Raw genomic sequence first — 20,235 nt, 5'->3', positions numbered from 1 at the left:
CGAAAATGCGGCTATCCCGCATCATCATGGCGCTCACGGTCGGTCTGGCCGTAGTGGCCGTGCCGGCAGTGGCGGGGGCTGCGCCGCAGCCGTCGCCCACAGTCAGCAGTCCTCCGGTGTACACGCCGGAACTCGCGTCGCTGACGGTCAACCGACCGGCCATCTACCTCGGCGGGACGGTGACTCTCACCGGCCGTAACTTCGAGTCGATGGAGACGGTCACCATCGTGGTCAGGGTGCAGTCGTCCGTGGTCGACACCTTCACCGTCGAGACGAACGCCGACGGCGGCTTCACCCGGGAGTACACCCCGGAGGTGACCGGCCACCACACCTTCACCGCCACCGGGGAGTCGGGTCGCAATGACTCGGCCGAACTGCGGGTGCTGCCCAAGAAGAAGCCGCACCTGCCGGTCACCGGCAGCAGCCTGGGCACCCCGATGAAGGTCGGCGGCGGCTTGGTCGCGGCGGGTGCCGTGATGCTGCTCGGCACGATGCTCTGGCGGCGGCGCAACCGCTTCGGAGCGGGCGCCGCAGGCTGATCCCGCCCCCGCGGGCCTGACCCCGCACGCACCACAGCCGGTGCCCGTCGGAACCCTCCGGCGGGCACCGGCGTGCGCGCAGGGCGCGGACATTCGAGGTACGGCGAACTGATCCGTCCCGCCTTCTGCTGCGTGTCTGCTGGTAGGGGACCGTGGAAGGGACGTGGCATGGCTGATGCACCGCGGAGCGCTGACTGTCCGACAACCCCGCGGCCGGAGTCGACCGGCGGCCGGCCGACCGACCCGGCCCCCGAGGAATCCCGCACCACCGGGCGGACCTTCTCGGCCGGGGCGCGGTTGCTGGCCGCCGCCGCGGTGCTGGTGCTGGGGCTCGGCGCGACCGCCGTGGTGGTGATCCTGTCCGACCCGCACCGCCTGGGTCGGGTCTTCACCGGCGAAGGCCCGCAGCCGCAGATTACCGCCGAATCCAGCGGTGGGCTGGGAGGCGCGGCCCGCGCGGCCGCGGAGACCCCCCAGGAGGTACGGACCGCGCCGCTGGCCGGCAGGGAACGCGCCACCTTCGAGTTGATCGACGGGGTGACCCGGTTCGAGCTGCGGCTGGCGGACCTGGGGGAGCAGTTGTACCGGATCAGCAGCCCGGCCGACTCCGACGCCCGGCCCCGACCGGAGGTGACCGCCGACCGGCTGCGACTGCGGCTGGAACAGATCGGGGACGGGCCAGGTGAGGTGGAGGTGCTGCTCAACACCCGGCTGGTGTGGGACCTGCGGATCACCGGGGGCACCACCCAACGGCGACTCGATCTGACCGCCGGCCGAGTGTCCGGTCTGGAGCTCGCCGGCGGGGCCACCCGTACCGAGCTGCGGCTGCCGCGTACCCGAGGCCCGGTGGTGGTCCGGGTGACCGGCGGGGTCAACGTCTTCGAGGTCACGGTGCCCGGGGGCGCGCCCGTGCGGGTGCGGGTCGCCGCCGGGGCCGGCGACGTGCAGGTGTACGACGAGCAGCACGGCGGAGTCCCCGCCGGTGCGGTGCTCGGCTCCCCGGCCTGGGACCGCTCCGTCGATCGGATCTTCCTCGACCTGGTAGCCGGAGCGAACGTGGTCACCGTGCGACGTGGATGAACTCCGGCGACGGCCACCCCCGGGCTGACGGCGCGTAGAGTCGGATCGTGGAGCGTACCGAGTCGATGCCGGCGCAGACCCGACCGCCCGGGGTGGCCACCACCGACCCCGGCAGTGTCCTGTTGCCCGGGCACGACGTGCCGCTGGGCCGCTACACCACCGTCCGACGGTTGCTGCCCCAGCGCACCCGGCGGATGGTCGGGGCCTGGTGCTTCGTGGACCACTTCGGTCCCGACGACGTGGCGCAACGTCCCGGCATGGAGGTGCCGCCGCATCCGCACACCGGCCTGCAGACGGTGACCTGGCTGCTCGACGGGGAGATCCTGCACCGCGACAGCCTCGGCAACGTGCAGCCGATCCGGCCGGGTCAGCTCAACGTGATGACCTCCGGCCACGGCATCGCCCACTCCGAACGGTCACCGGCCGACCATCCGCCCCTGATGCACGGGGTGCAGCTGTGGGTGGCGCTACCGGATGCGGCCCGCAACGGCCCGGCCGACTTCGCCCACCACGCGCAGTTGCCCCGCTGGGAGGACGAGGCGCTGAGGGCGACCCTGCTCGTCGGGGAGCTGGGCGGTGAACGGTCACCGGCCCGGGTGCACACCCCGCTGGTCGGCGCGCAGGTCGAGCTGACCGGCGCCGAGCAGGCAAGCCTTCCGCTGCGCCCCGACTTCGAGTACGCGCTGCTGGCTCTGGACGGCGGAGCACAGGTCGACGGCGTACGGGTAGCACCCGGGGCGCTGCTCTGGCTGGGCACCGGACGCACCGGGCTCACCATGTCCGGGGAGCCGGGCACCCGACTGATGCTGCTCGGCGGCGCCCCCTTCGAGGAGCCGCTGGTGATGTGGTGGAACTTCGTCGGGCGCAGCCACGAGGAGATCCTGGCCGCCCGCGAGGACTGGATGGCGGGCCGGCGGTTCGGGACGGTAGTGGACGATCCGGATCCGCCGTTGCCCGCGCCCACCCTGCCGACGGTGCGCCTCAAGGCCCGGGACCGGGCCGGCCATACCAGCTCCTAGGCCGGAAATCGGTCATTGGTTGACCCCTGCTGACCGTTCGGCTGATGGCCTGTCGTATGATCCTTGCGGTAGCAGCAGTCGCCCGGTTCGAGTGACTGTGGGCCGCCTGGTGGTCCCGACCGGTTCGGCGGTGCACCACCGGGGCAGGTGGCTACCCAGGGGCGCCTCCGGCCGCGGTTCGTGGCCGGGGCGCCCTCCTGAAGGGCCCGGCACCTCAGATGCTGCGCAGATGCTGCGAGACCCGCTGATGGCGCTTGTCGCGGCCGGCGGCGGCCCGCTGGGCGTCGTCCACCTCCGGAGCCGCCTCGATGCTCGCGGAGCGGGCCACCTCCCGGCCGTTGGCGTACTCGACCGGCGGCAGCGCCCGCAGGGCGTGCAGCACGTCCGGCGGAGCCCCCTCGCGTTCCGCCTCGCGTACCGCCTCGTCCCTGCCGGCGGGATAGTCCAAGCTGGACAGGTAGTGCAATACCTCGGCGTAACTCGCCATGGTGTCGGCTCCTCCCGGCTTCGATTGGCACGACCGGGCGCGGTTACCCACCCCGGCGGCGCTCACGCGCCGACGGTGCGAGAACCGGGGTGTGGTTTTCGTCCCGTGGCGGCGGGTAACCGCGCGCCGAGGGGGTACGCCGATGAACTACGACACCTTCGTCGACCAGGTGGCCCAGCGCACGGGCACCTCCACGCAGCGGGCGGTGGACCTGATCCAGGCCACCCTGGCGACCCTGGCCGACCGGTTGACCGGCGGTGAGGTGCTGGATCTGGCCGTGCAGCTGCCCGAGCCGCTGCGCCTGCCGCTGCGGCCGACACCGGACACCGAGGCCGCCGACCGCTTCGGCGCCGGCGAGTTCGTCGCCCGGGTGGCGCGGCGCGCCCAGATCGAGGAGCCGGCCGCCCGCGCCGTGATCGGCGCGGTGTTCACCACCATCCGCGAGGCGGTGGCCGGCGGCGAGTTCGACGAACTGGTCGTGCAGCTGCCCCGCGACTACCGCGACATCGTCGAGCCCGTGATGGCACCCGGCGCCACCGTGCGCCGCCGCTGAACCCGGCCAGGCGGCCTGGCCGTGCTGGGTGCCTGACCGGGCTGGACCGTGAGCCGACACCGGGGGACTGCTCAGGCCACCGTGCCGGCGGCTCGCAGTTGGGCCACCCGCTGCGCCGGGTAGCCGATCTCGTCGAGCACCTCGTCGGTGTGTTCGCCCGGCCAGGGCGGGGGCCGGCGCACCGAGGTCGGGCTGCCGGAGAAGCGGGGGGCCGGCGCCGGTTGGCGTACCCCCTCGTGGGTCACGAAACTTCGCCGCGCGGCCAGGTGCGGATGCTCGGGCGCCTCCTGCCAGTCGAGCACCGGGGCCAGGCAGGCGTCGGAGTCGGCGAGCAGGGCCGCCCACTCGTCGCGGGTGCGGGTCCGGAACAGCCGCGCCCAGGCCGCCCGCAGGGCCGGCCAGTTCGCCGGATCGTCACGGTCGAGGATCTCGTCCGGCGGCAGCGGGAAGCCGGTACGGCGGACCAGTTCCTCGTAGAACCTCGGCTCCAGGGCGCCGACGGCGACGTACCGGCCGTCCGCGCATTCGTAGCTGTCGTAGAAGGGGGCACCCCCGTCCAGCAGGTTCACCCCCCGGGGGTCCTGCCACATGCCCAACCGGCGCAGGGCGTGGATCTGGGTGCTGAGCACGCTGACACCGTCCACGATCGCCGCGTCGATCACCTGGCCGTCCGCGCCGCCACGCACCGCGTACAGCGCGCAGACCACCCCCAGGGCCAGCATCATGCCGCCACCGCCGAAGTCGCCCAGCAGGTTGAGCGGGGGGACCGGGGGCTGCCCGGCCCGGCCGATGCCGTGCAGGGCACCGGTCAGGGCCAGATAGTCGATGTCGTGCCCGGCGTACGGCGCGTTCGGGCCCTCCTGACCCCAGCCGGTCATCCGGCCGTACACCAGCCGGGGGTTGATCGCCTGGCAGTCGGCCGGGCCGAGGCCCAGCCGTTCGGTCACCCCCGGTCGGAAGCCCTCGATCAGCACGTCTGCGTCGCGGACCAGGTCCAGCACCACCTGTCGGCCCTCGGCCGATTTGAGGTCCACCGCCAGGGAGCGGCGGCCGCGGTTGAGCAGGTCCGGATGCGGGGTGCCGAAACCGGCCGGGTCCACCGCGTCGACCCGGTCCACCCGGATCACCTCGGCGCCGAGATCGGCGAGCATCATCGCGGCGAAGGGGCCGGGTCCGATCCCGGCCAGCTCGATCACGCGTACGCCGGTCAGGGGGCCGCTCGACAGCTCTTCGCTCACCCCGGCCACGATAGGGGTTCGCCCTGTGCGCCGGTGAGACTCGACCGCATCCCCCCGCCTGGCGGGGTCCTGGCGGCTGTCCTAACCTTGTCGGGACGAGGGGAGTACTTCCCACGAACCATACCGGTCAGTACGGCGCGCCCGGGGTGCGCCTCGGGTGGTTGCCCAGCGGTTGCTGGGTGAAGGAGACCTCGAACATGACACGGTGTTCGAGGAGGCCCCATGTCCGAAATGTCGTACGTAGCTGCCGGTTTCCAGTCAATCGGTACCCCGTCGCTCTGGGCGATCACCATCGCCGGGGTCATCGCGCTGCTGGTGCTCGACTTCATAGTGACCCGACGCCCACATGAGGTGTCGCTGAAAGAAGCACTCGGCTGGTCGGCCTTCTACATAGCCCTGCCACTGGCCTTCGGCGCCTGGGTCTGGTCCCGGTACGGCAGACAGGAGGGCATCGACTACCTGGCCGGCTACCTGGTCGAGAAGTCGCTGTCGGTCGACAACCTCTTCGTCTTCATGCTGCTGCTGGCCGCCTTCGCGGTGCCCAGCGTGCTCGCCCAGCGGGTGCTGCTGTTCGGCATCGCCGGCGCTCTGGTGCTGCGCGGCATCTTCATCGCCGTCGGCGCGGCGGCCCTGCAGACCCTGGACTTCGCCTTCCTGATCTTCGCCCTGATCCTGCTGGTCACCGCGGCCAAGCTGCTCCGGGACGCCTTCACCGGCCACGAACAGAGCGTCGACATCGCCAACATGCGCTCGGTCCGCCTGCTGCGCCGGTTCATGCCGGTGGTCCACGAGTACCACGGCACCAAGATGACCGTACGGGTCGACGGGCGACGGGCCCTGACCCCGCTGGCGCTCGTGGTGGTCGCCGTACTGGCCACCGACGTGGTCTTCGCGGTCGACTCGGTGCCGGCCGTCTACGGCATCACCGAGGATCCGTACCTGGTCTTCGCCACCAACGCCTTCGCCCTGCTCGGCCTACGCGCCCTGTACTTCGTGCTGCACGCGGCGCTGAGCCGGCTGGTGCACCTCACCTACGGGCTGGCGATCATCCTGGCCTTCATCGGGGTCAAGCTCGGTCTGCACTGGGCGCACGGCATCTGGGAGGGCGTCCCGGTGATCCCCACCGAGATCTCCCTGCTGGTCATCGTCGCCGTGCTGATCACCGTCACCATCACCAGCCTGCGGGCCACCCGCAACGTCGTACCGGGGTCGAAGGAGGTCATCACCGAACGGCGCTGATCCGACGTTTGTCCCGGCCGCTCACGGGAACCGGCCCAGGATGACGAAACCTCGTGTGGTGATCGTGGGAGCCGGGTTCGCCGGTTACCACGCGGCGAAGACATTGAGCCGGTTGGCCCGGGGCCGGGCCGAGATCGTCCTGCTCAACTCGACCGACTACTTCCTGTATCTGCCGCTGTTGCCGGAGGTGGCGGCGGGTGTGGTGGAACCCGGCCGGATCGCCGTGCCGTTGACCGGCACCCTGGACGACGTCCGGGTGGTCATCGGAGAGGCCGACCACGTCGATCTGCAGAACCGGTGGGTGGGCTTCACCCAGGCCGAGGGGGACCGCAACCGGCTGGCCTACGACCGGCTGGTGCTGGCCGTCGGCAGCGTCAACAAGCTGCTGCCCATCCCCGGGGTGACCGAGTACGCGCACGGCTTCCGTGGTCTGCCCGAGGCGGTGTACCTGCACGACCACGTGATCCGGCAGGTGGAGTTGGCCGAGCAGGCGACCGACCCGGCCGAGCAGCAGGCCCGGGCGACGTTCGTGGTGGTCGGCGCCGGCTACACCGGTACGGAGGTGGCCGCGCACGGCCAGTTGTTCACCGACGCCCTGGCCGCCCAACGTCCCCGACTGAAGATCCGCCCCAAGTGGATGCTGCTGGATGTCGCCCCACGGGTGTTGCCCGAGCTGGACCAGCGGATGTCCCGGACCGCGGACCGCGTGCTGCGCCGCCGCGGCGTGGACGTCCGGATGGGCACCTCCGTGGCGGTCGCCACCGCCGACGGCGTCAAACTCACCGACGGGGAGTACGTGCCCACCTGCTCCCTGGTCTGGTGCGTCGGGGTACGCCCCGACCCCTTCGTGGCACAGTTGGGTCTGCGTACCGAGAAGGGTCGGTTGGTCGTCGACGAATACCTCAACGTCCCCGGCTTCCCCGAGGTGTACGCCTGTGGTGACGCCGCCGCGGTGCCCGACCTGGCCCGGCCGGGCGAGATCTGCACCATGACCGCCCAGCACGCCCAACGGCAGGGCAAACTCGCCGCACACAACATCGCGGCCTCCTACGGTCGGGGCCGGCGTCGCCCGTACAAGCACCATGACCTGGGCTGGGTGGTCGACCTGGGCGGCAAGCAGGCCGCCGCCAACCCGCTGAAGGTGCCGCTGTCCGGCCTGCCGGCCAAGGCGGTCACCCGCGGGTATCACCTGCTGGCCATCCCCGGCAACCGGGCTCGAATCGGCGCTGACTGGGCCCTGGACGCCGCGTTGCCCCGCTCCGCGGCCCAACTGGGCCTCGTCCCGGCCAACGCGGTACCACTCGAGAGCACCTCCCCGGAGATGCCGGCCTGGGCCCGCTGACCGCCCCGCCCGCCTCCCACCCAGGAGGGCGGCCGGGCTGCCCACCAACCCCGCAGGGGAAGGTACGGGTATGCAGCCGTCGGCCCGGCGCCCGTCATGACGGTGCCGGGTGCGGGGGTCGGTCGGTGAGGCCGGTGGACTTGTCTGCCCACCGGCCTCGTTCGTGATGTGCAGGAAGTGGTGCGGGCGCGGCGGGGGCCGACCGTCGTGCGGCTGGCCGCCGTTCGGCCCACACTCGGGTCAGCCGGAGGACAGGCCCGCGCCGGCCTCGTCGATCGCGGCGTCCACCGCGTGGGCCAGGTCCACGTCCAGCTCGGTCACCCCACCGGCGCTGCCGGTGCTGACGCTCAGCACCGCCGTGCTCGGGTCCGCCCGGCCGATCCGGGGCCCTCGCCCGATCTGGCCGCGGAGTTGATCGAGACGGTCCAGGACCCGGTCCAGATTGTCCGCCGGTAGCACCAGAATGCGGGTCAGGGCCTCGCCGTCGTCCGACCAGTACGGCAGGTCGGTCAGCGCGGCGCTGCGTTGCGCACCGGTCAGGGGCGGCGTGGTGCTGCTGGCGCCGACCAGCCCACCACCGACGGCCGGTGGGCCGAGCAGCTCCCGTAGATCGTCCGGCACGTGCAACGATTCGACCAGGTCGTGATCGTGTTCGACGAGCGCCGCCAGGGTGGCCTCGACCTGGTAGCGGGCCTGCTCCGGGCTGCGCCCGCTGAGCCGCCCCACCTCGGACAGGAAGCCGGGCAGATCCGTGTGCCGTTCGACGCCGTCGACCGGTACGACACTGTGCAGCGACGCCGGCACCGACTGGAGCAGGCGTTGCCGCTGTTCCGTGCCGAGGGCCCAGGCCAGGACCAGCACGGTCGACTCCACGCCCACCTTCGCGGTGCGGAAGTCGACGCCGGCCCGCCGACCGACCTCGGCGACGAGATCCTGGTAGCCGATCGGCTCCACCCCGGGGGCGACCGGGTCCACCTCGGGCAGTGGTCGCTGGGTCTGCGGGACACCGGCCGGCGGCGGGGTCGGACCACCGCGTGTGGTGTTCGGTTTGTGTCGGCTACCGGCCGCCGGTGGGCCGTCGCGCCGGGCCTGGTCCAGATGGGTGAGCTGCTTCGACGAACTCAGGCTGGCGCCGGTGTCGGCGGCCTGCGTGCCGCGCTCGCGGGCCTGTCGGGCCAATGCCCGCCTACGTTGGTTGTCGCCCTCCATCTGCTTGCGCATGCTGACACCTCGCTTCCGCTGGTGTTCTGCTCCGGGCTTGGCGGTGGCCTTCCCGTCGCTGCCGGGCACGAAACGAGCGGCCGGACCGGGGTCGGTCGCGGTCGGCGACACTTCATCCCCGCCGGGTGAGGGCCGCTCACCCGACCGGCGCAGATGATCGCCGTGGACCGGAGATCTTCCGATGGCATGCGGAGGGCAGGTCGTCATGAAGCGGATTGTCGAGATCGTCCCGGCTCGGCCCGGCTGGTACTCCCGGTGGCGCCTGGCCCCGGAGAACACCCGCTGTTATCCGGTGAGCCTGTGGGCTCTGCTGGAGGAGGCCGACGGCACCGGGCGGGAGGTGATCGGGGTCGACTGCGCGGGACAGTGGCCCGGCGACGACGACACGGATGCGGAGTTCGTCCGCTATCTGTTCCAGACGCCGGATTCCGGGACCCCCGACGACGCGGAGCCGACGCCCCAGGCCCGCCGTGTCGGGCCGGTCGCCGCGGCCACCTGAGCCTTCCTCCGGCCCCCGACCCCTGGTCCCAGGGTCGGGGGCACCCCCGAACCCGGTGGGCCTCCGGTCAGCCCGCCGCCTGCACGTCGTCGGATGCCGCGGACACCTGGAGCAACTCGGCCAGACCGGTGCGGTCCAGCAGCTGGCGAAGGTTGGGGTTGACACCGGTCAGACGGATCGGCACAGGGTCGCCCCGGTGGGCGACCACGAGAGCACTGAGGCCCGAGGAGTCACACAGACCCACTCCGGCCAGGTCGATGACGAGGTGCCGGTAGCCGTCCCGGCGCACCTTCTCGACGGCGGCGATCAGTTCCGGAGCGCTGTCGAAGTCCAGGTCACCGGTGAGCCGCAGCTCCGCATGTCCGACGTCGAACCGGCTGACCTCGATGACCAACAGCGGTGCGGACATGACTCCATGCTCCCAGCCCGACGGGGGAACGCAAGTCGCGGGGGTGCGTCTTTCGCGGTCCGCGCCACTGTCCACCCGGTGGGGCAGCCGCGGCGGCCGGTTGCTCAGGCGGTGAATGTGGGTTGGCCGTCCGATTCGGTGCTGACCGGCCCCTCGCCGCCGGGCGAGCGAGTCAGCAGGCCGGTCACTCCGGTCATGTCCAGGATGGTCTCCAGGAACCGGGGCACCGCGCGCAGCCGCAGGGTCACCCCGTCGCGCAGCCCTTCCCGCCAGGTGTGCACGATGATGCTGAGCCCGGTGCTGTCGATGAACTGAAGGTCGGCGAAGTCGAGTACGAGGGCACGGGGACGGCCCCGCAGTTCCCGGTCGATCTCCGTACGCAGCGGCCCGGCTGTGGTGTAGGCGAGGTCGCCGCCCACCCGGATCACCGGCATGTCGGGATCGGACCGGTCGACTGACACTCTCAACGGAGTGGTCTCGGGTCTTCGACCGTGGGACAGCAACGATCACGCCTTCCGCGGGGTGGCGGGCGGACAGGGGCGTCCGGATCGTAACAACCTTGACGGCGCCTCGCCTTACGGCAGTCGACCGGGCCGCCCGACGGCCACCTGGGTGGCGCGGCGACGACACCGGCGTACCCTGGGGGCGGGACAGCGACCAGGCATACCGCCGCTGCGCGGGTGCGGAATCGAGATGGAGTGGGGCTTATCTGGTGACCGGTGCCGACGTCAGGGACATCGACCCGGGCGACGGCCGCTTCACGCCGAATGCCCCGCAGGAGCCGGCGTGGCGCACCGACCTGTCCGCAGCCGCACTGCCCGCCATCGATCCGTCGCTGATCGCCGCCGACTGGCCGGAGGTCGTCGAGCACCTGCGGGAGGGCCTGGTGCTGTGCGGCCCGGACGGTGTGGTGTGGCAGGTGAGCCCGGTCGCCGAGCGGTTGCTGCCGGAGATCGTCGTGGGCGGCACCTGCGCCGAGCTCGACGCCCTGCCCGGCCCGGTCGCCGAGATCACCCGCCACGGCCGCCGGCTGCGGGTCCGCCGGGTGCCGTTGTCCGCCGGGCGCACCTGCTGGTACGTGGAAGACCTCAGCGAACACGCCGGGCCGGTCGACGCCCTGGCGGCCGAGCGGGCCCGATCGGCCTTCCTGGCGATGGTGGGGGAGAAGCTCGGCAATCCGTTGCATCCCGACCGTGCCGCCGCCGCGGTGGTCCGGCTGGCCGTGCCGACCCTGGCCGAGACGGCGGTGCTGATTCTGGCCCCCCGCTCGGGACGCGCCCGCTGGTGGCGGGCCAGTCGGGCCGACGACGGGCAGTCCATCCTGGACCGGGGGATGCTGCACACCGGTGAGATGCCCGCGGCCGTCGCCGAGAGCATGCACGGGGTGCAGCCGCACACGGTCGACTGGTTGGCCGAGCAGGCGGTCGAGGCGGGCTGGCTGCCCGGGCACAGCGCGGCGGAGGTCTGCGCCCGGCTGGTGTCGTTGCCCGGTCGGGACGCCCCCGCAGGCGCACTGCTGGTGGCCCGTCCGGCACCCCGGTGGTACACCGAGGACGATCTGGACCTGCTGCGGGCCTTCGCCGACCGGGCCGGGGCCGCGCTGACCACCGCCCTGCTCTACCGCAACCAGGTCGAGGTGGCCGACACCTTGCAGGCCAGCCTCCTGCCGGTGGAGCCGGCGCAGGCGCCGGGCGTGCAGTGGGGCACGGCGTACCGGCCGGCGCACGCCGGGCTGCGCATCGGTGGGGACTTCTACGGCGCACACCGGCTGCCCGACGGTGGCTCCGTGTTCTTCCTCGGTGACGTCTCCGGCAAGGGGGTCGAGGCCGCGGTCTTCACCGGTCAGCTGCGCCAGTGCCTGCACGCCCTGCACCGCATCGAGTCACAACCGGCCCGGTTGCTGCGGCTGCTCAACGACGCGCTGCTGGAGACCACCCTGGCACACGGGCAGGGCCGGTTCGCCACGATGGTGTTGGGGGTGGTCCGGCCGCACCGCGACGGCGGACTGTCGTTGACCCTGGCCGGCGGCGGTCACCTGCCTCCGCTGGTGGTGCGCTCCTCCGGAGAGGTGGAACAGCTCCCGCTCGGCGGGATGCTCATCGGGGTGGTCGCCGATCCCCGGGTCGATCAGGTTTCCACCCGACTGGTCCCCGGCGAGACCTGCCTGCTCTACAGCGACGGGGTGACCGAGGCACGGGGTGGCCGCCGGGGAGTCGAGCAACTCGGCACCGACCGGTTGATGCAGGCGTTGACCGGCTGCCAGCAGATGCCGGCGCCGGCGCTGGCCGAACGGATCGAACAGGTCACCTGCGACTGGCTGGCCCAGCGTGACCACGACGACATCGCGGTGCTCGCGCTGCGCGCCGCCGGTGTCGGGGGCCGGCCGCACCGGCACCTGCACGCGGTGCCCACTCCGACCGGGGTGGCTCGGGGAGGGGCGACGACACCGTGACCATGGCGACGACGGAGACCTCCCTCGCCGCGCTCTATCCGCGGTACCTGCACTGCCTGGCCGAGGCCGACGAGTCGGCCGCCATCGAGGTGGCCCGGGAGTTGCTCGACGCAGGCGTGCCCGCCGACCGGGTGCTGCTGGACCTGGTCGCACCGGCCCAGGCCGAGGTGGGGGAGCGCTGGGCCCGCAACGAGTGGAGTGTGGCCCAGGAACACGCAGCCACCCACGTCAGCGAGCGGGTGGTGGCGGCGGTCGCCGGGTACGCCAATGTCCGAGGCGACCGGGGACGGATCGTGGTGGCCTGCATGGACGGTGAGTGGCACGCCCTGCCGGCGCGGCTGGTCGCCGAGATGCTGCGGTTGCAGGGCTGGCAGGTGACCTTCCTGGGGGCCAGTGTGCCGGCCGCGCACCTGGTGTCGTACCTGCACCGGCATGACGCGTACGCGGTCGCCCTGGCCTGTGCGTTGCCGATGCGACTGCCGCAGGCGCATCGGATGATCGAGGCCTGTCGGCGTTCGGACGTGCCGGTCGTGGTCGGCGGCCGGGGTTTCGGCACGGACGGCCGGTGGGCGCGGCGGCTCGGGGTGGCCTGGGCCCCGGACGGTCCCACCGCAGCGGACCTGCTCGCCGACGAGCGGGCGCTGCGGGCCACCGCACCGGCCGAGCTGGCCCATCTGGCCGACGACGAGTACGCCGGCCTGGTCAGCCGTCGTGGCGAGCTGATCGACAGCGCTCTGGCCGACCTCGCTCGGCGGGTTCCGGCGACCCGCGACTACACCCCGGCCCAACTGGACTCGACGGTCAGCGACCTCGGCTACATCCTGGACTTCCTGGCCGCCGCCCTCTACGTCGACGACGGCTCACTGTTCACGGAGTTCGTCGACTGGCTGGTGACCATTCTGGCCAGTCGGGGAGTGCCGGCCACCGCGGTCGGGGCGACCCTGCGGCACTACACGGTCACCCTGCACGATTTTCCGCGTGCGGCGGCCTTCCTGGCCGCCGGTGCGGCCTCGTTGCCGGCGGTCGGGCGGCCCGACCACCCACCGGCGGCGTAACTGCGGCCCGTCCGGCGGCGCGCTCTATACTTCGCCCACTGCAAGCATCCGTCCTCAGGCGGCGAGAGGGGATTGCCGTGACGTTGACCGTCACGTACGCCGGTCGTGACGCGGAAGGGCCGGCCCGCCTGTGTCTCGCCGGTGAGCTCGACATGAGCAGTGCCCCGGAGCTCAACGAGGCGATCGACCGGTTGGCTGCGGCGGGGCAGCGGCGCCTGCTGGTCGATCTGTCCGATCTGACCTTCTGTGACTCGACCGGGATCGCGGTCTTCGTCCGTGGTGACAACCGTGCCGCGGCGCAGGGTGGCTGGCTGCGGATCACCGGCGCGAGGGGTCGGGTGGAGCGGGTGCTGAAGGTGACCGGACTGGCCGATGTGCTCGGGTACGGTACTGCCGACCCGGGGCCGGACGACAGTGCCGGAATGGGCTAGATTCCCGCCAGTATGGGATCGTCGATCCCGTCCTCGCCGACCTGAGGCAGGTAATGATGGCCGCTCGTACCCTTGACCCGGTTCGCATCCTTGTCGTGGACGACGACCCGGGTGATGTGCTCATGATCGAGGAAGCGTTGGCGACCTCCGACGTCGACAAGGTCATCGACGTGGTCGGCGATGGCCAGGAGGCGATGGAGTTCCTGCGCCGGGAGGGTCGGCACAGCGGGGCGCAGCGCCCGGACGTGATCCTGCTCGACCTGAACATGCCCCGAATGGACGGGCGTCAGGTGCTGGGCGAGGTGAAGGGCGACGCGGACCTGTGCACCATCCCGATCGTCGTGTTGACCACCTCCAACGCCGACACCGACATCATCAGCAGCTACACCTTGCAGGCCAACGCGTACGTCACCAAGCCGATCGATCTCGACGACTTCAACGGTGTGGTGCACCGCATCGACGAGTTCTTCGGCCGGGTGGTCGTACTGCCCAAGCACCGTCCCTGACCGGGCTCCTAGCTGAGCAGTGCCGCGACGATGGTGTCCGCCCGCTGTTCGTGCTGGGCGTAGGCGTAGGGGTACGCGGAGACCTGCACCGCCTGGGCCGCCAAGGTCACGCTCATCTGCTGCCAGCCGGGCACCTGGAGCAGGGCCTTGTAGAAGGCGCGGGCCGCGTACGCGGGACGCATCAGGTCGCGTACGCTGCCCCAGCCGCTGCTCGGCCGCTGCTGGAACAGCCCGACGGAGTCGTGGTCCCAGCCGATGGCCTGGTGGGGGTGGTTCTGGGACTCCGGCAGCACCCCGCTGGCGTAGTTGAGCAGGGTGCTCTCCTGCATGGCGGTGGCCACGGCGACGACCAGGCCCTTGCGGGGGATCTTCATCTCGACCCCGACGTCCACGATCGCCTTGGCGTTGTCCATCTGCGCCTGGGTGAGCCCGGCGACCGGCTTGGGGCGGGGCGGTCGGGTCGGCTTGGCGGTGGTCTTCTTCGGCTTCGGGGTGGCCGACGGCTTGGCCGAGGGGCTGGGGCCGGCCGGTGGGGTGGGCGAGGGGCTGCGTGCCAGGGACCGGGAGGCCGCGCCCTCCTCGACGAGTCGGGCCCGGTCGGCCACCGCCTCGGCGACCTGTGCCCGCGGGCCTTCGTCGGTCTCGCGGACAGCCGCCACCGCCACCGCCACCGCGGTCGCGCCGAGGCAGCAGGTCAGGCCGGTGGCCAGGGCCACCCGGAGTCGGGTGCCGCCCAGCCGGGCGCGGATGCCCGGGCGTGCCGGGTCGGCGGCGCGGTGCCTGCCGATCCGTTCGGATGATGCTCCGTCGGCCGATTGGCTCACCGGTTGCTGTGGGGGCAGCTTCTGGTCGATGTCGTCGTCGGGGTGCATTCGCCGAGGCTAAAGAGCCCCGGGCGCGCTGGCACCGGGTGAGTTGATGGCATGCGTCACAATTTGCGGCTAACGGCCGGGTGGAAATCCGTATCCGTTCTGATAGCTCGCAAATAGCGCCAACCAGCCATTTCGGCAATGCCCGGAATGTCAGCAGTAACTGTCCGGAAAAGGCGATCTTGGGCCGATGAATGGCCCCCCTGGTCGCCTCCACCGAACGGCCCACCCCGCCCTCGGCCCTGCGGAAGCCGTTGATGGGGCGGTCGGCCCAGCCGCCGCCCGATCCACCCGCTCCCCGGTGCCTCCCGGGGTGGCCCGTCCGCAGCCGGCCCGGGCCGGACCGGCTGCGACACCCGAGGGCCTAATGCCGCCCGTTCTCCGCCGGGCTGACCGTCAGCCGGTGGCGGCTGCCGTCCTCGCGCGAGAAGGGCCACAGCCGGTCGGCGTGCTCGACCAGCTCCGCCAGCTGCTGGCGGCTCAGACCGGCCGAGGAGATCGAGGCGTGCACATCGGCCCGGTACCGCCCGTCGTCGTCGCGGCCCAGCTTCGCCTCCGCGCGTACCTGCACGGTGTGCGCCTCGTCGGTGATCCCGCCCGCCGCCTCAACGGCGGCATGGTGCAGGCAGGACGCGTACGCGGCGGCTAGCAGCTGCGAGGGGGTCAGCCCGGTGCAGTGTCGTGCCAGTGGTGAGGCCAGGGCGGTGGACAGCGCCTCGTCGTCGGTGTGAATGTGGCCGCCCTCGGCGGTCACGGCGGCAACCTCGTTCAGCCAGGAACTCATCGCGTTCCTCCCGTCACTCACCGCCCGGCTACCCGTGCCCGGCCCGGCGAAACCGGGAGGTCAGTCGCCGTGGCGGCTCCACTGCACCCCGACGGCCGCCTCGGTGGCCGCGGCGGCGGCCCGCTCCGTCCACGGGCTCACCGGTGCCGGGCGCTGGCGCGGCAGCAGCGGCTCGTGCATCGGCACGTACACCCGGGCGTCCACCACCTCGGCCAACAGCAGCGCGGTGACCAGGCTGCTGGGCCGCCGGGAGGGCTCCTCGGCCAGGCAGCGCCGGCAGACATCGGCCACCTCGGCGGGCAGCCCGGGCACCTCCGGCAGCGGCTGCGGGGGCTGCCGCCGGTCCGGCCCCAGCAGCTGGGTGACGCTGTCGGCCGCGTACGGCAGCCGCCCGGTCAGGCAGCAGTAGAGCAGTACCCCGAGGGCGTACATGTCGGCCGCCGGGGTGATGGGCGCCCGACGCAGCTGTTCCGGGGCCAGATAGGCCGGGGTGCCGACGACCATCCCCTCCGGTATGGTGTCGGTGGCCCCGGCCGGGGTGGCGATACCGAAGTCGAGCACCTTGGCCCCCGAAGGGGTGAGCATCACGTTGGCCGGCTTCACGTCACGGTGCACGATGCCGTGCGCGTGCGCGGCGGCCAGGGCGGCGCTCACCTCCGCGCAGACCCGGGCCGCGATGCGCCAGTCCAGCGGGCCGCCGCGCAGGTGGGCGGCGAGGGTCTCCCCCTGCACCAACTCCATCACCAGGTACGGCGTATCCCGGCCGGGGATGGTGGTGCAGGTGCCGAAGTCGTGCACGCTGGCGATGTTGGGATGCACCAGCCGGGCGGCGGAACGGGCCTCGGCCTGGATGCGCGCCACCGACGAGTCCGGCTGGTCCGGTGACACCAGTTTGACCGCCACCGGCCGGTCCAGCACCGTGTCGTGGGCCCGCCACACCTCGGACATCCCACCGACGCCGATGCGCTGTTCGAGCCGGTACCGCCCGTCCAGCGTTCTCATCGACCGCCCCTTGCCCTCGCCGGGTGCCTGCCCGGCTGCCTCACCCGCCTTCGGGCACCGGTACCCCACCTCCGATCAGGGCAAACCGGCTTCTGCCGGCGGTCAGTGCGTTAGCGTGCGAGCCGGGGAGCAGCGATACCAGGGAGTCTGGAGGGGAACGGGTGATGAGTGAGGTGACCGTACGCTTTGTCGGTGGCCCGGCCCACGACCTGGTCAGGGAACTACCCGCCGGTCCGGACGGTGCTCCGCCCCGGTTGTGGGTGCTGCGTCGCCCGGAGGCCGCGCCCACCCCGGCCGCCGACCATCTCTACGCCCGCCAGCGTCCGGACGGAAATGCCTGGACGATGCGTTTCGTGCGCACCGACCCGGTAGGGGTGAGCGAGTGAGCGGTCCTTGGTACCCACAGCCGGCCCACAGGATCCGCACAGGTCGTCTCCCGCGTGCCGGACCACGATGAGGCCATGGTGACCGAGAGGGAGATCGGGCCGGGCCGGATGCAGTTGTGCCGGCCCGATGGCGAGCCCGTCCGGGTGCTGGTGGTCGACGACGAGGCCACCCTCACCGACCTGCTGTCGATGGCCCTGCGCTACGAGGGCTGGCAGGTGCGGACGGCCGGGGACGGCACGGGTGCCCTCCGACTGGCCCGACAGTTCCAGCCCGACGCCGTGATACTCGACGTGATGCTGCCGGACTTCGACGGTCTCGAGGTGCTCCGCAGGCTGCGCGAGGACGACCCGACCGTGCCGGTGCTCTTCCTGACCGCCCGGGACGCGGTGGAGGAGCGCATCGCCGGGCTGACCGTGGGCGGGGACGACTATGTGACCAAGCCGTTCAGCCTGGAGGAGGTGATCGCCCGGCTGCGGGCCCTGCTGCGCCGCTCCGGCTTCGCCGTCACCGCCCGGCAGGAGGCCGTGCTGACCGTCGGGGACCTGACCCTGGACGAGGACAGCCACGAGGTACGCCGGGGCGGCCAACTGATCACTCTGACCGCCACCGAGTTCGAGCTGCTGCGGTACCTGATGCGCAACCCCCGTCGGGTGTTGAGCAAGGCGCAGATCCTCGACCGGGTGTGGAACTACGACTTCGGCGGCCAGGCCAATGTGGTCGAGCTGTACATCTCGTACCTGCGCAAGAAAATCGACGCCGGTCGGCAGCCGATGATCCACACCCTGCGGGGTGCCGGATATCTGCTCAAACCGGCGGAGTGAGGGTGCTGCGGCGCTGGCTGGCCGGCTGGTCCCTGCGCACCCGACTGGTGGTCACCCTGGTGGCCCTGCTGGCCGTGGTCAGTCTGGCCATCGGCGGGATCACCACGGCGGCGCTGCGGGCGTTCCTGATCTCCCGGGTGGACGAGCAACTGCTGCCGATGACCGGTATGCGCGGCGGGCCGTCGTGGGAACCCGGACCGGGCACCCCGTCCTGGTCCGAGGTGCGGGTGCCGCGCGGATTCCCGCCCGGCACCATCAACGCCCGGATCGTCGACGGGCAGGTCACCGAGGCGTGGACCCTGGCCGACCGGCAGGAGCAGGCGGTACCGGTCGAGGAGGTGGCCGCCCTGGCCACGGTGCCCGCCGACGGTCGCGCGCACAGCCGCGACCTGGGCGACCGGGGCAGCTACCGGCTGGTCGCCCGCAGCACCACCACCGGCACGGTACGGGTGCTCGGGATTCCGCTGGCCGGGGTCCAGGAGACCGTGGGGTGGCTGGTGCTGGCCCAGGCCGGGATCACCGCCGTCGGGCTGCTCGTCGCCGGTACCGCCGCCACGGTGATCGTCCGGGCCACCCTGCGTCCGCTGCGTAGGGTGGCCGCCACCGCCGGTAGGGTCAGCGAACTGCGGCTGGACCGCGGTGAGGTGGCCCTCTCCGAGCGGGTGCCGGCCGCCGACACCGATCCGCGTACCGAGGTCGGGCAGGTCGGTGCCGCCCTCAACCGGATGCTCGGGCATGTCGCCGCCGCCCTCGCCGCCCGCCAGGCCAGCGAGACCCGGGTACGCCAGTTCGTCGCGGACGCCAGCCACGAACTGCGTACCCCGCTGGCCGCGATCCGGGGTTACGCCGAGGTGGCCCGCCGAGGCCACGACCGGGTACCGGCCGACGTGGCCCACGCCCTGCGCCGGGTCGAGTCGGAGAGCACCCGGATGACCAACCTCGTCGACGACCTGCTGCTGCTGGCCCGGCTGGACTCCGGCCGCCCCCTGGCGGTCGAGTCGGTCGACCTCACCGCCCTGGTCATCGACGCGGTCGGCGACGCGCATGTCGCCGGCCCGGACCACCGCTGGCAGCTCGACCTGCCCGACCAGGTCATCCGGGTACCCGGTGATCCCGCCCGGCTGCACCAGGTGCTGACGAACCTGCTGGCCAACGCCCGGGTGCACACCCCACCGGGCAGCACTGTCACCACCGGCCTGCGGCTGGTCGGCGAGGTCGCCGAACTCCGCGTCACCGACGACGGCCCCGGCATTCCGGCCGAACTACAGGCCGAGGTGTTCGAGCGATTCGCCCGGGGGGACAGTTCCCGCTCCCGTACCCACGGCAGCACCGGCCTGGGGCTGGCCATCGTCGCCGCCGTGGTGGCGGCCCACCAGGGCAGTGTCGCCCTGGACAGCCGACCCGGCCGTACGGTGTTCACCGTCCGGCTGCCGAACCCGACCGTGGACGGCGGATAGCCGCTCCCGCACCGCCGGCCGGTCATCGGCCCACGCCCGGGTGGGCGGGGCGTACGGCCGATGTCGTGGCGGCGGGGCAGACTGACGACGTGTACCGGGAAGGTCCGGCCGGGATGGCCGGCGCAGTGTTGTGGAGCATCACCGCCCCGGCACAGCCGCGACCCGTGCGGGTGCTTCCCGACGGCTGCCTGGATCTGCTCTGGTCCAGCCGGGCCGGGCTGCTGGTCGCCGGGCCGGACCGGACCGCCTACCTCAGCGAGAGCGCGCCGGCCGAGGACTGGGTCGGGCTGCGCCTGCCGCCCGGGGTAGGTCCTACCGTGTTCGGGGTCCCGGCCGTGGAACTGCGGGACCGGCGGGTGCCCCTCGCCGACCTCTGGGGTGCCAGAGCGACCAGGGCCCTGGCCGACCAGGCCGCCGACGCCGCCGCCGGCCTCGGCGCCCTGGATCCTGGCAGGGTCGGCGCGGTCCTGGTGGCGGAGGCGGTGCGGCGACTGCGGGCCAGCGGTGGGCCGGATCCGCTGGGCCGGCGGGTGTCCGCCGCCCTGGCCGCCGGGGCCACGGTGGCCGAGACTGCCACCCGGGTCGGCCTGGACTCGCGCAGCCTGCTCCGACGCAGCCGACACCTGTACGGGTACGGCCCGAAGACCCTGGCCCGGATTCTGCGGATGCGCCGGGCCCTGGCCCTGGCCCGGTCCGGGGTGTCCCTGGCCGAGGTGGCCACCCGGGCCGGCTACGCCGACCAGGCGCACCTGACCCGGGAGGTACAGGCCCTGGCCGGTGTGGCGCCCAGGGTGCTGCTCACCGCCTGAACCGGGCCCCACCCGCATCCCTCGGGCGCGGCAGGG

Annotated in this window: 23 protein-coding genes; 15 read left to right on the top strand and 8 right to left on the bottom strand. The window is 72.5% G+C overall.

Going from position 1 to position 20,235, the window contains the following annotated elements; translation table 11 throughout:
- The first annotated feature begins 5 nt into the window (after positions 1 to 5).
- The 3 genes from ACLQ2T_RS01955 (at position 6) to ACLQ2T_RS01945 (ending at position 2,638) form a co-directional block, all read left to right on the top strand.
- Positions 6 to 539, top strand: coding sequence for a hypothetical protein (locus tag ACLQ2T_RS01955; RefSeq protein WP_425764247.1), 534 nt, complete (start codon positions 6 to 8; stop codon positions 537 to 539).
- A 168-nt stretch (positions 540 to 707) separates the two neighbouring features.
- Positions 708 to 1,619 carry a hypothetical protein gene (locus ACLQ2T_RS01950; protein WP_425764246.1) on the top strand — a complete coding sequence of 304 codons (912 nt, stop codon included), beginning with the start codon at positions 708 to 710 and terminating at the stop codon, positions 1,617 to 1,619.
- 47 nt (positions 1,620 to 1,666) lie between these two features.
- Positions 1,667 to 2,638 carry a pirin family protein gene (locus ACLQ2T_RS01945; RefSeq protein ID WP_425764245.1) on the top strand — a complete coding sequence of 324 codons (972 nt, stop codon included), beginning with the start codon at positions 1,667 to 1,669 and terminating at the stop codon, positions 2,636 to 2,638.
- Between the two features lie 214 nt (positions 2,639 to 2,852).
- Here the strand turns inward: ACLQ2T_RS01945 and ACLQ2T_RS01940 are convergent, their stop codons facing one another.
- Positions 2,853 to 3,125 (bottom strand): DUF2795 domain-containing protein, encoded by a 273-nt coding sequence (locus ACLQ2T_RS01940; RefSeq protein ID WP_425764244.1) that lies wholly within the window; start codon positions 3,123 to 3,125, stop codon positions 2,853 to 2,855.
- A 142-nt stretch (positions 3,126 to 3,267) separates the two neighbouring features.
- Here ACLQ2T_RS01940 and ACLQ2T_RS01935 point away from each other — a divergent pair, with 142 nt between their 5' ends.
- Positions 3,268 to 3,678, top strand: a complete 411-nt coding sequence (locus ACLQ2T_RS01935) for a DUF2267 domain-containing protein (protein ID WP_425764243.1) — start codon at positions 3,268 to 3,270, stop codon at positions 3,676 to 3,678.
- 71 nt (positions 3,679 to 3,749) lie between these two features.
- Here the strand turns inward: ACLQ2T_RS01935 and ACLQ2T_RS01930 are convergent, their stop codons facing one another.
- The gene (locus ACLQ2T_RS01930) at positions 3,750 to 4,916 is read right to left on the bottom strand and encodes a CaiB/BaiF CoA transferase family protein (protein ID WP_425764242.1); all 1,167 of its coding nucleotides are present in this window, start codon (positions 4,914 to 4,916) and stop codon (positions 3,750 to 3,752) included.
- Positions 4,917 to 5,138: 222 nt separating this feature from the next.
- Between ACLQ2T_RS01930 and ACLQ2T_RS01925 the strand changes: the two genes are divergently transcribed.
- Positions 5,139 to 6,155 (top strand): TerC/Alx family metal homeostasis membrane protein, encoded by a 1,017-nt coding sequence (locus ACLQ2T_RS01925; RefSeq protein WP_425764241.1) that lies wholly within the window; start codon positions 5,139 to 5,141, stop codon positions 6,153 to 6,155.
- Positions 6,156 to 6,195: 40 nt separating this feature from the next.
- Complete coding sequence (locus tag ACLQ2T_RS01920; protein ID WP_425764240.1) at positions 6,196 to 7,497, top strand: NAD(P)/FAD-dependent oxidoreductase; 1,302 nt, start codon at positions 6,196 to 6,198, stop codon at positions 7,495 to 7,497.
- A 240-nt stretch (positions 7,498 to 7,737) separates the two neighbouring features.
- Here the strand turns inward: ACLQ2T_RS01920 and ACLQ2T_RS01915 are convergent, their stop codons facing one another.
- On the bottom strand, positions 7,738 to 8,718 hold the full coding sequence (locus ACLQ2T_RS01915; protein WP_425764239.1) for a DUF2267 domain-containing protein: 981 nt from the start codon (positions 8,716 to 8,718) through the stop codon (positions 7,738 to 7,740).
- 205 nt (positions 8,719 to 8,923) lie between these two features.
- On the opposite strand from ACLQ2T_RS01915, the gene ACLQ2T_RS01910 reads away from it, so the two are divergent.
- Positions 8,924 to 9,217: a hypothetical protein gene (locus ACLQ2T_RS01910; RefSeq protein ID WP_425764238.1), complete on the top strand. Its 294-nt coding sequence runs from the start codon at positions 8,924 to 8,926 to the stop codon at positions 9,215 to 9,217.
- Between the two features lie 67 nt (positions 9,218 to 9,284).
- Here the strand turns inward: ACLQ2T_RS01910 and ACLQ2T_RS01905 are convergent, their stop codons facing one another.
- Together ACLQ2T_RS01905 and ACLQ2T_RS01900 are read right to left on the bottom strand one after the other, a co-directional pair.
- A complete protein-coding gene (locus ACLQ2T_RS01905; RefSeq protein ID WP_425764237.1) occupies positions 9,285 to 9,626 on the bottom strand; it encodes an STAS domain-containing protein in 342 nt (113 codons plus the stop codon).
- Positions 9,627 to 9,730: 104 nt separating this feature from the next.
- Positions 9,731 to 10,060, bottom strand: a complete 330-nt coding sequence (locus ACLQ2T_RS01900) for an STAS domain-containing protein (RefSeq protein ID WP_425764236.1) — start codon at positions 10,058 to 10,060, stop codon at positions 9,731 to 9,733.
- A gap of 278 nt (positions 10,061 to 10,338) precedes the next feature.
- Here ACLQ2T_RS01900 and ACLQ2T_RS01895 point away from each other — a divergent pair, with 278 nt between their 5' ends.
- The 4 genes from ACLQ2T_RS01895 to ACLQ2T_RS01880 all read left to right on the top strand — a co-directional run bounded on the left by ACLQ2T_RS01895 (position 10,339) and on the right by ACLQ2T_RS01880 (position 14,070).
- Positions 10,339 to 12,078 (top strand): PP2C family protein-serine/threonine phosphatase, encoded by a 1,740-nt coding sequence (locus ACLQ2T_RS01895; protein ID WP_425764235.1) that lies wholly within the window; start codon positions 10,339 to 10,341, stop codon positions 12,076 to 12,078.
- The gene (locus ACLQ2T_RS01890; RefSeq protein ID WP_425764234.1) at positions 12,075 to 13,133 is read left to right on the top strand and encodes a cobalamin B12-binding domain-containing protein; all 1,059 of its coding nucleotides are present in this window, start codon (positions 12,075 to 12,077) and stop codon (positions 13,131 to 13,133) included. Before ACLQ2T_RS01895 ends, ACLQ2T_RS01890 begins: the two co-directional genes overlap by 4 nt.
- Before the next feature lie 77 nt (positions 13,134 to 13,210).
- Complete coding sequence (locus tag ACLQ2T_RS01885; protein ID WP_327025453.1) at positions 13,211 to 13,564, top strand: STAS domain-containing protein; 354 nt, start codon at positions 13,211 to 13,213, stop codon at positions 13,562 to 13,564.
- A gap of 53 nt (positions 13,565 to 13,617) precedes the next feature.
- Positions 13,618 to 14,070, top strand: coding sequence for a response regulator (locus tag ACLQ2T_RS01880; protein WP_425764233.1), 453 nt, complete (start codon positions 13,618 to 13,620; stop codon positions 14,068 to 14,070).
- A gap of 8 nt (positions 14,071 to 14,078) precedes the next feature.
- On the opposite strand, the gene ACLQ2T_RS01875 is transcribed toward ACLQ2T_RS01880, so the two are convergent.
- The 3 genes from ACLQ2T_RS01875 to ACLQ2T_RS01865 all read right to left on the bottom strand — a co-directional run bounded on the left by ACLQ2T_RS01875 (position 14,079) and on the right by ACLQ2T_RS01865 (position 16,725).
- Positions 14,079 to 14,942, bottom strand: a complete 864-nt coding sequence (locus ACLQ2T_RS01875) for a hypothetical protein (protein ID WP_425764232.1) — start codon at positions 14,940 to 14,942, stop codon at positions 14,079 to 14,081.
- Between the two features lie 361 nt (positions 14,943 to 15,303).
- Positions 15,304 to 15,723: an OsmC family protein gene (locus ACLQ2T_RS01870; protein ID WP_327025456.1), complete on the bottom strand. Its 420-nt coding sequence runs from the start codon at positions 15,721 to 15,723 to the stop codon at positions 15,304 to 15,306.
- A gap of 60 nt (positions 15,724 to 15,783) precedes the next feature.
- A complete protein-coding gene (locus ACLQ2T_RS01865; RefSeq protein ID WP_425764231.1) occupies positions 15,784 to 16,725 on the bottom strand; it encodes a serine/threonine-protein kinase in 942 nt (313 codons plus the stop codon).
- 164 nt (positions 16,726 to 16,889) lie between these two features.
- Here ACLQ2T_RS01865 and ACLQ2T_RS01860 point away from each other — a divergent pair, with 164 nt between their 5' ends.
- The 4 genes from ACLQ2T_RS01860 to ACLQ2T_RS01845 all read left to right on the top strand — a co-directional run bounded on the left by ACLQ2T_RS01860 (position 16,890) and on the right by ACLQ2T_RS01845 (position 20,199).
- The gene (locus ACLQ2T_RS01860; protein WP_425764230.1) at positions 16,890 to 17,111 is read left to right on the top strand and encodes a hypothetical protein; all 222 of its coding nucleotides are present in this window, start codon (positions 16,890 to 16,892) and stop codon (positions 17,109 to 17,111) included.
- Positions 17,112 to 17,186: 75 nt separating this feature from the next.
- Positions 17,187 to 17,933, top strand: coding sequence for a response regulator transcription factor (locus tag ACLQ2T_RS01855; protein WP_425764229.1), 747 nt, complete (start codon positions 17,187 to 17,189; stop codon positions 17,931 to 17,933).
- 17 nt (positions 17,934 to 17,950) lie between these two features.
- Positions 17,951 to 19,390, top strand: a complete 1,440-nt coding sequence (locus ACLQ2T_RS01850) for a HAMP domain-containing sensor histidine kinase (RefSeq protein WP_425764414.1) — start codon at positions 17,951 to 17,953, stop codon at positions 19,388 to 19,390.
- An 89-nt stretch (positions 19,391 to 19,479) separates the two neighbouring features.
- Positions 19,480 to 20,199, top strand: coding sequence for a helix-turn-helix domain-containing protein (locus ACLQ2T_RS01845; RefSeq protein WP_425764228.1), 720 nt, complete (start codon positions 19,480 to 19,482; stop codon positions 20,197 to 20,199).
- The last annotated feature ends 36 nt before the right edge of the window (positions 20,200 to 20,235 follow it).

It is taken from the genome of Micromonospora sp. DT229 (assembly GCF_049844505.1).
In the GTDB taxonomy this organism is placed as follows: domain Bacteria; phylum Actinomycetota; class Actinomycetes; order Mycobacteriales; family Micromonosporaceae; genus Micromonospora.
This window is presented reverse-complemented; position numbering and strand designations above follow the sequence as displayed.

Bases quoted from the DNA above. Each gene is read 5' to 3' on its own strand.
- ACLQ2T_RS01955 (WP_425764247.1), top strand. From the start codon at position 6: ATGCGGCTATCCCGCATCATCATGGCGCTCACGGTCGGTCTGGCCGTA.
- ACLQ2T_RS01950 (WP_425764246.1), top strand. From the start codon at position 708: ATGGCTGATGCACCGCGGAGCGCTGACTGTCCGACAACCCCGCGGCCG.
- ACLQ2T_RS01940 (WP_425764244.1), bottom strand. From the start codon at position 3,125: ATGGCGAGTTACGCCGAGGTATTGCACTACCTGTCCAGCTTGGACTAT.
- ACLQ2T_RS01935 (WP_425764243.1), top strand. From the start codon at position 3,268: ATGAACTACGACACCTTCGTCGACCAGGTGGCCCAGCGCACGGGCACC.
- ACLQ2T_RS01925 (WP_425764241.1), top strand. From the start codon at position 5,139: ATGTCCGAAATGTCGTACGTAGCTGCCGGTTTCCAGTCAATCGGTACC.
- ACLQ2T_RS01920 (WP_425764240.1), top strand. From the start codon at position 6,196: ATGACGAAACCTCGTGTGGTGATCGTGGGAGCCGGGTTCGCCGGTTAC.
- ACLQ2T_RS01915 (WP_425764239.1), bottom strand. From the start codon at position 8,718: ATGCGCAAGCAGATGGAGGGCGACAACCAACGTAGGCGGGCATTGGCC.
- ACLQ2T_RS01910 (WP_425764238.1), top strand. From the start codon at position 8,924: ATGAAGCGGATTGTCGAGATCGTCCCGGCTCGGCCCGGCTGGTACTCC.
- ACLQ2T_RS01905 (WP_425764237.1), bottom strand. From the start codon at position 9,626: ATGTCCGCACCGCTGTTGGTCATCGAGGTCAGCCGGTTCGACGTCGGA.
- ACLQ2T_RS01900 (WP_425764236.1), bottom strand. From the start codon at position 10,060: ATGCCGGTGATCCGGGTGGGCGGCGACCTCGCCTACACCACAGCCGGG.
- ACLQ2T_RS01880 (WP_425764233.1), top strand. From the start codon at position 13,618: ATGATGGCCGCTCGTACCCTTGACCCGGTTCGCATCCTTGTCGTGGAC.
- ACLQ2T_RS01875 (WP_425764232.1), bottom strand. From the start codon at position 14,942: ATGCACCCCGACGACGACATCGACCAGAAGCTGCCCCCACAGCAACCG.
- ACLQ2T_RS01870 (WP_327025456.1), bottom strand. From the start codon at position 15,723: ATGAGTTCCTGGCTGAACGAGGTTGCCGCCGTGACCGCCGAGGGCGGC.
- ACLQ2T_RS01865 (WP_425764231.1), bottom strand. From the start codon at position 16,725: ATGAGAACGCTGGACGGGCGGTACCGGCTCGAACAGCGCATCGGCGTC.
- ACLQ2T_RS01860 (WP_425764230.1), top strand. From the start codon at position 16,890: ATGAGTGAGGTGACCGTACGCTTTGTCGGTGGCCCGGCCCACGACCTG.
- ACLQ2T_RS01855 (WP_425764229.1), top strand. From the start codon at position 17,187: ATGGTGACCGAGAGGGAGATCGGGCCGGGCCGGATGCAGTTGTGCCGG.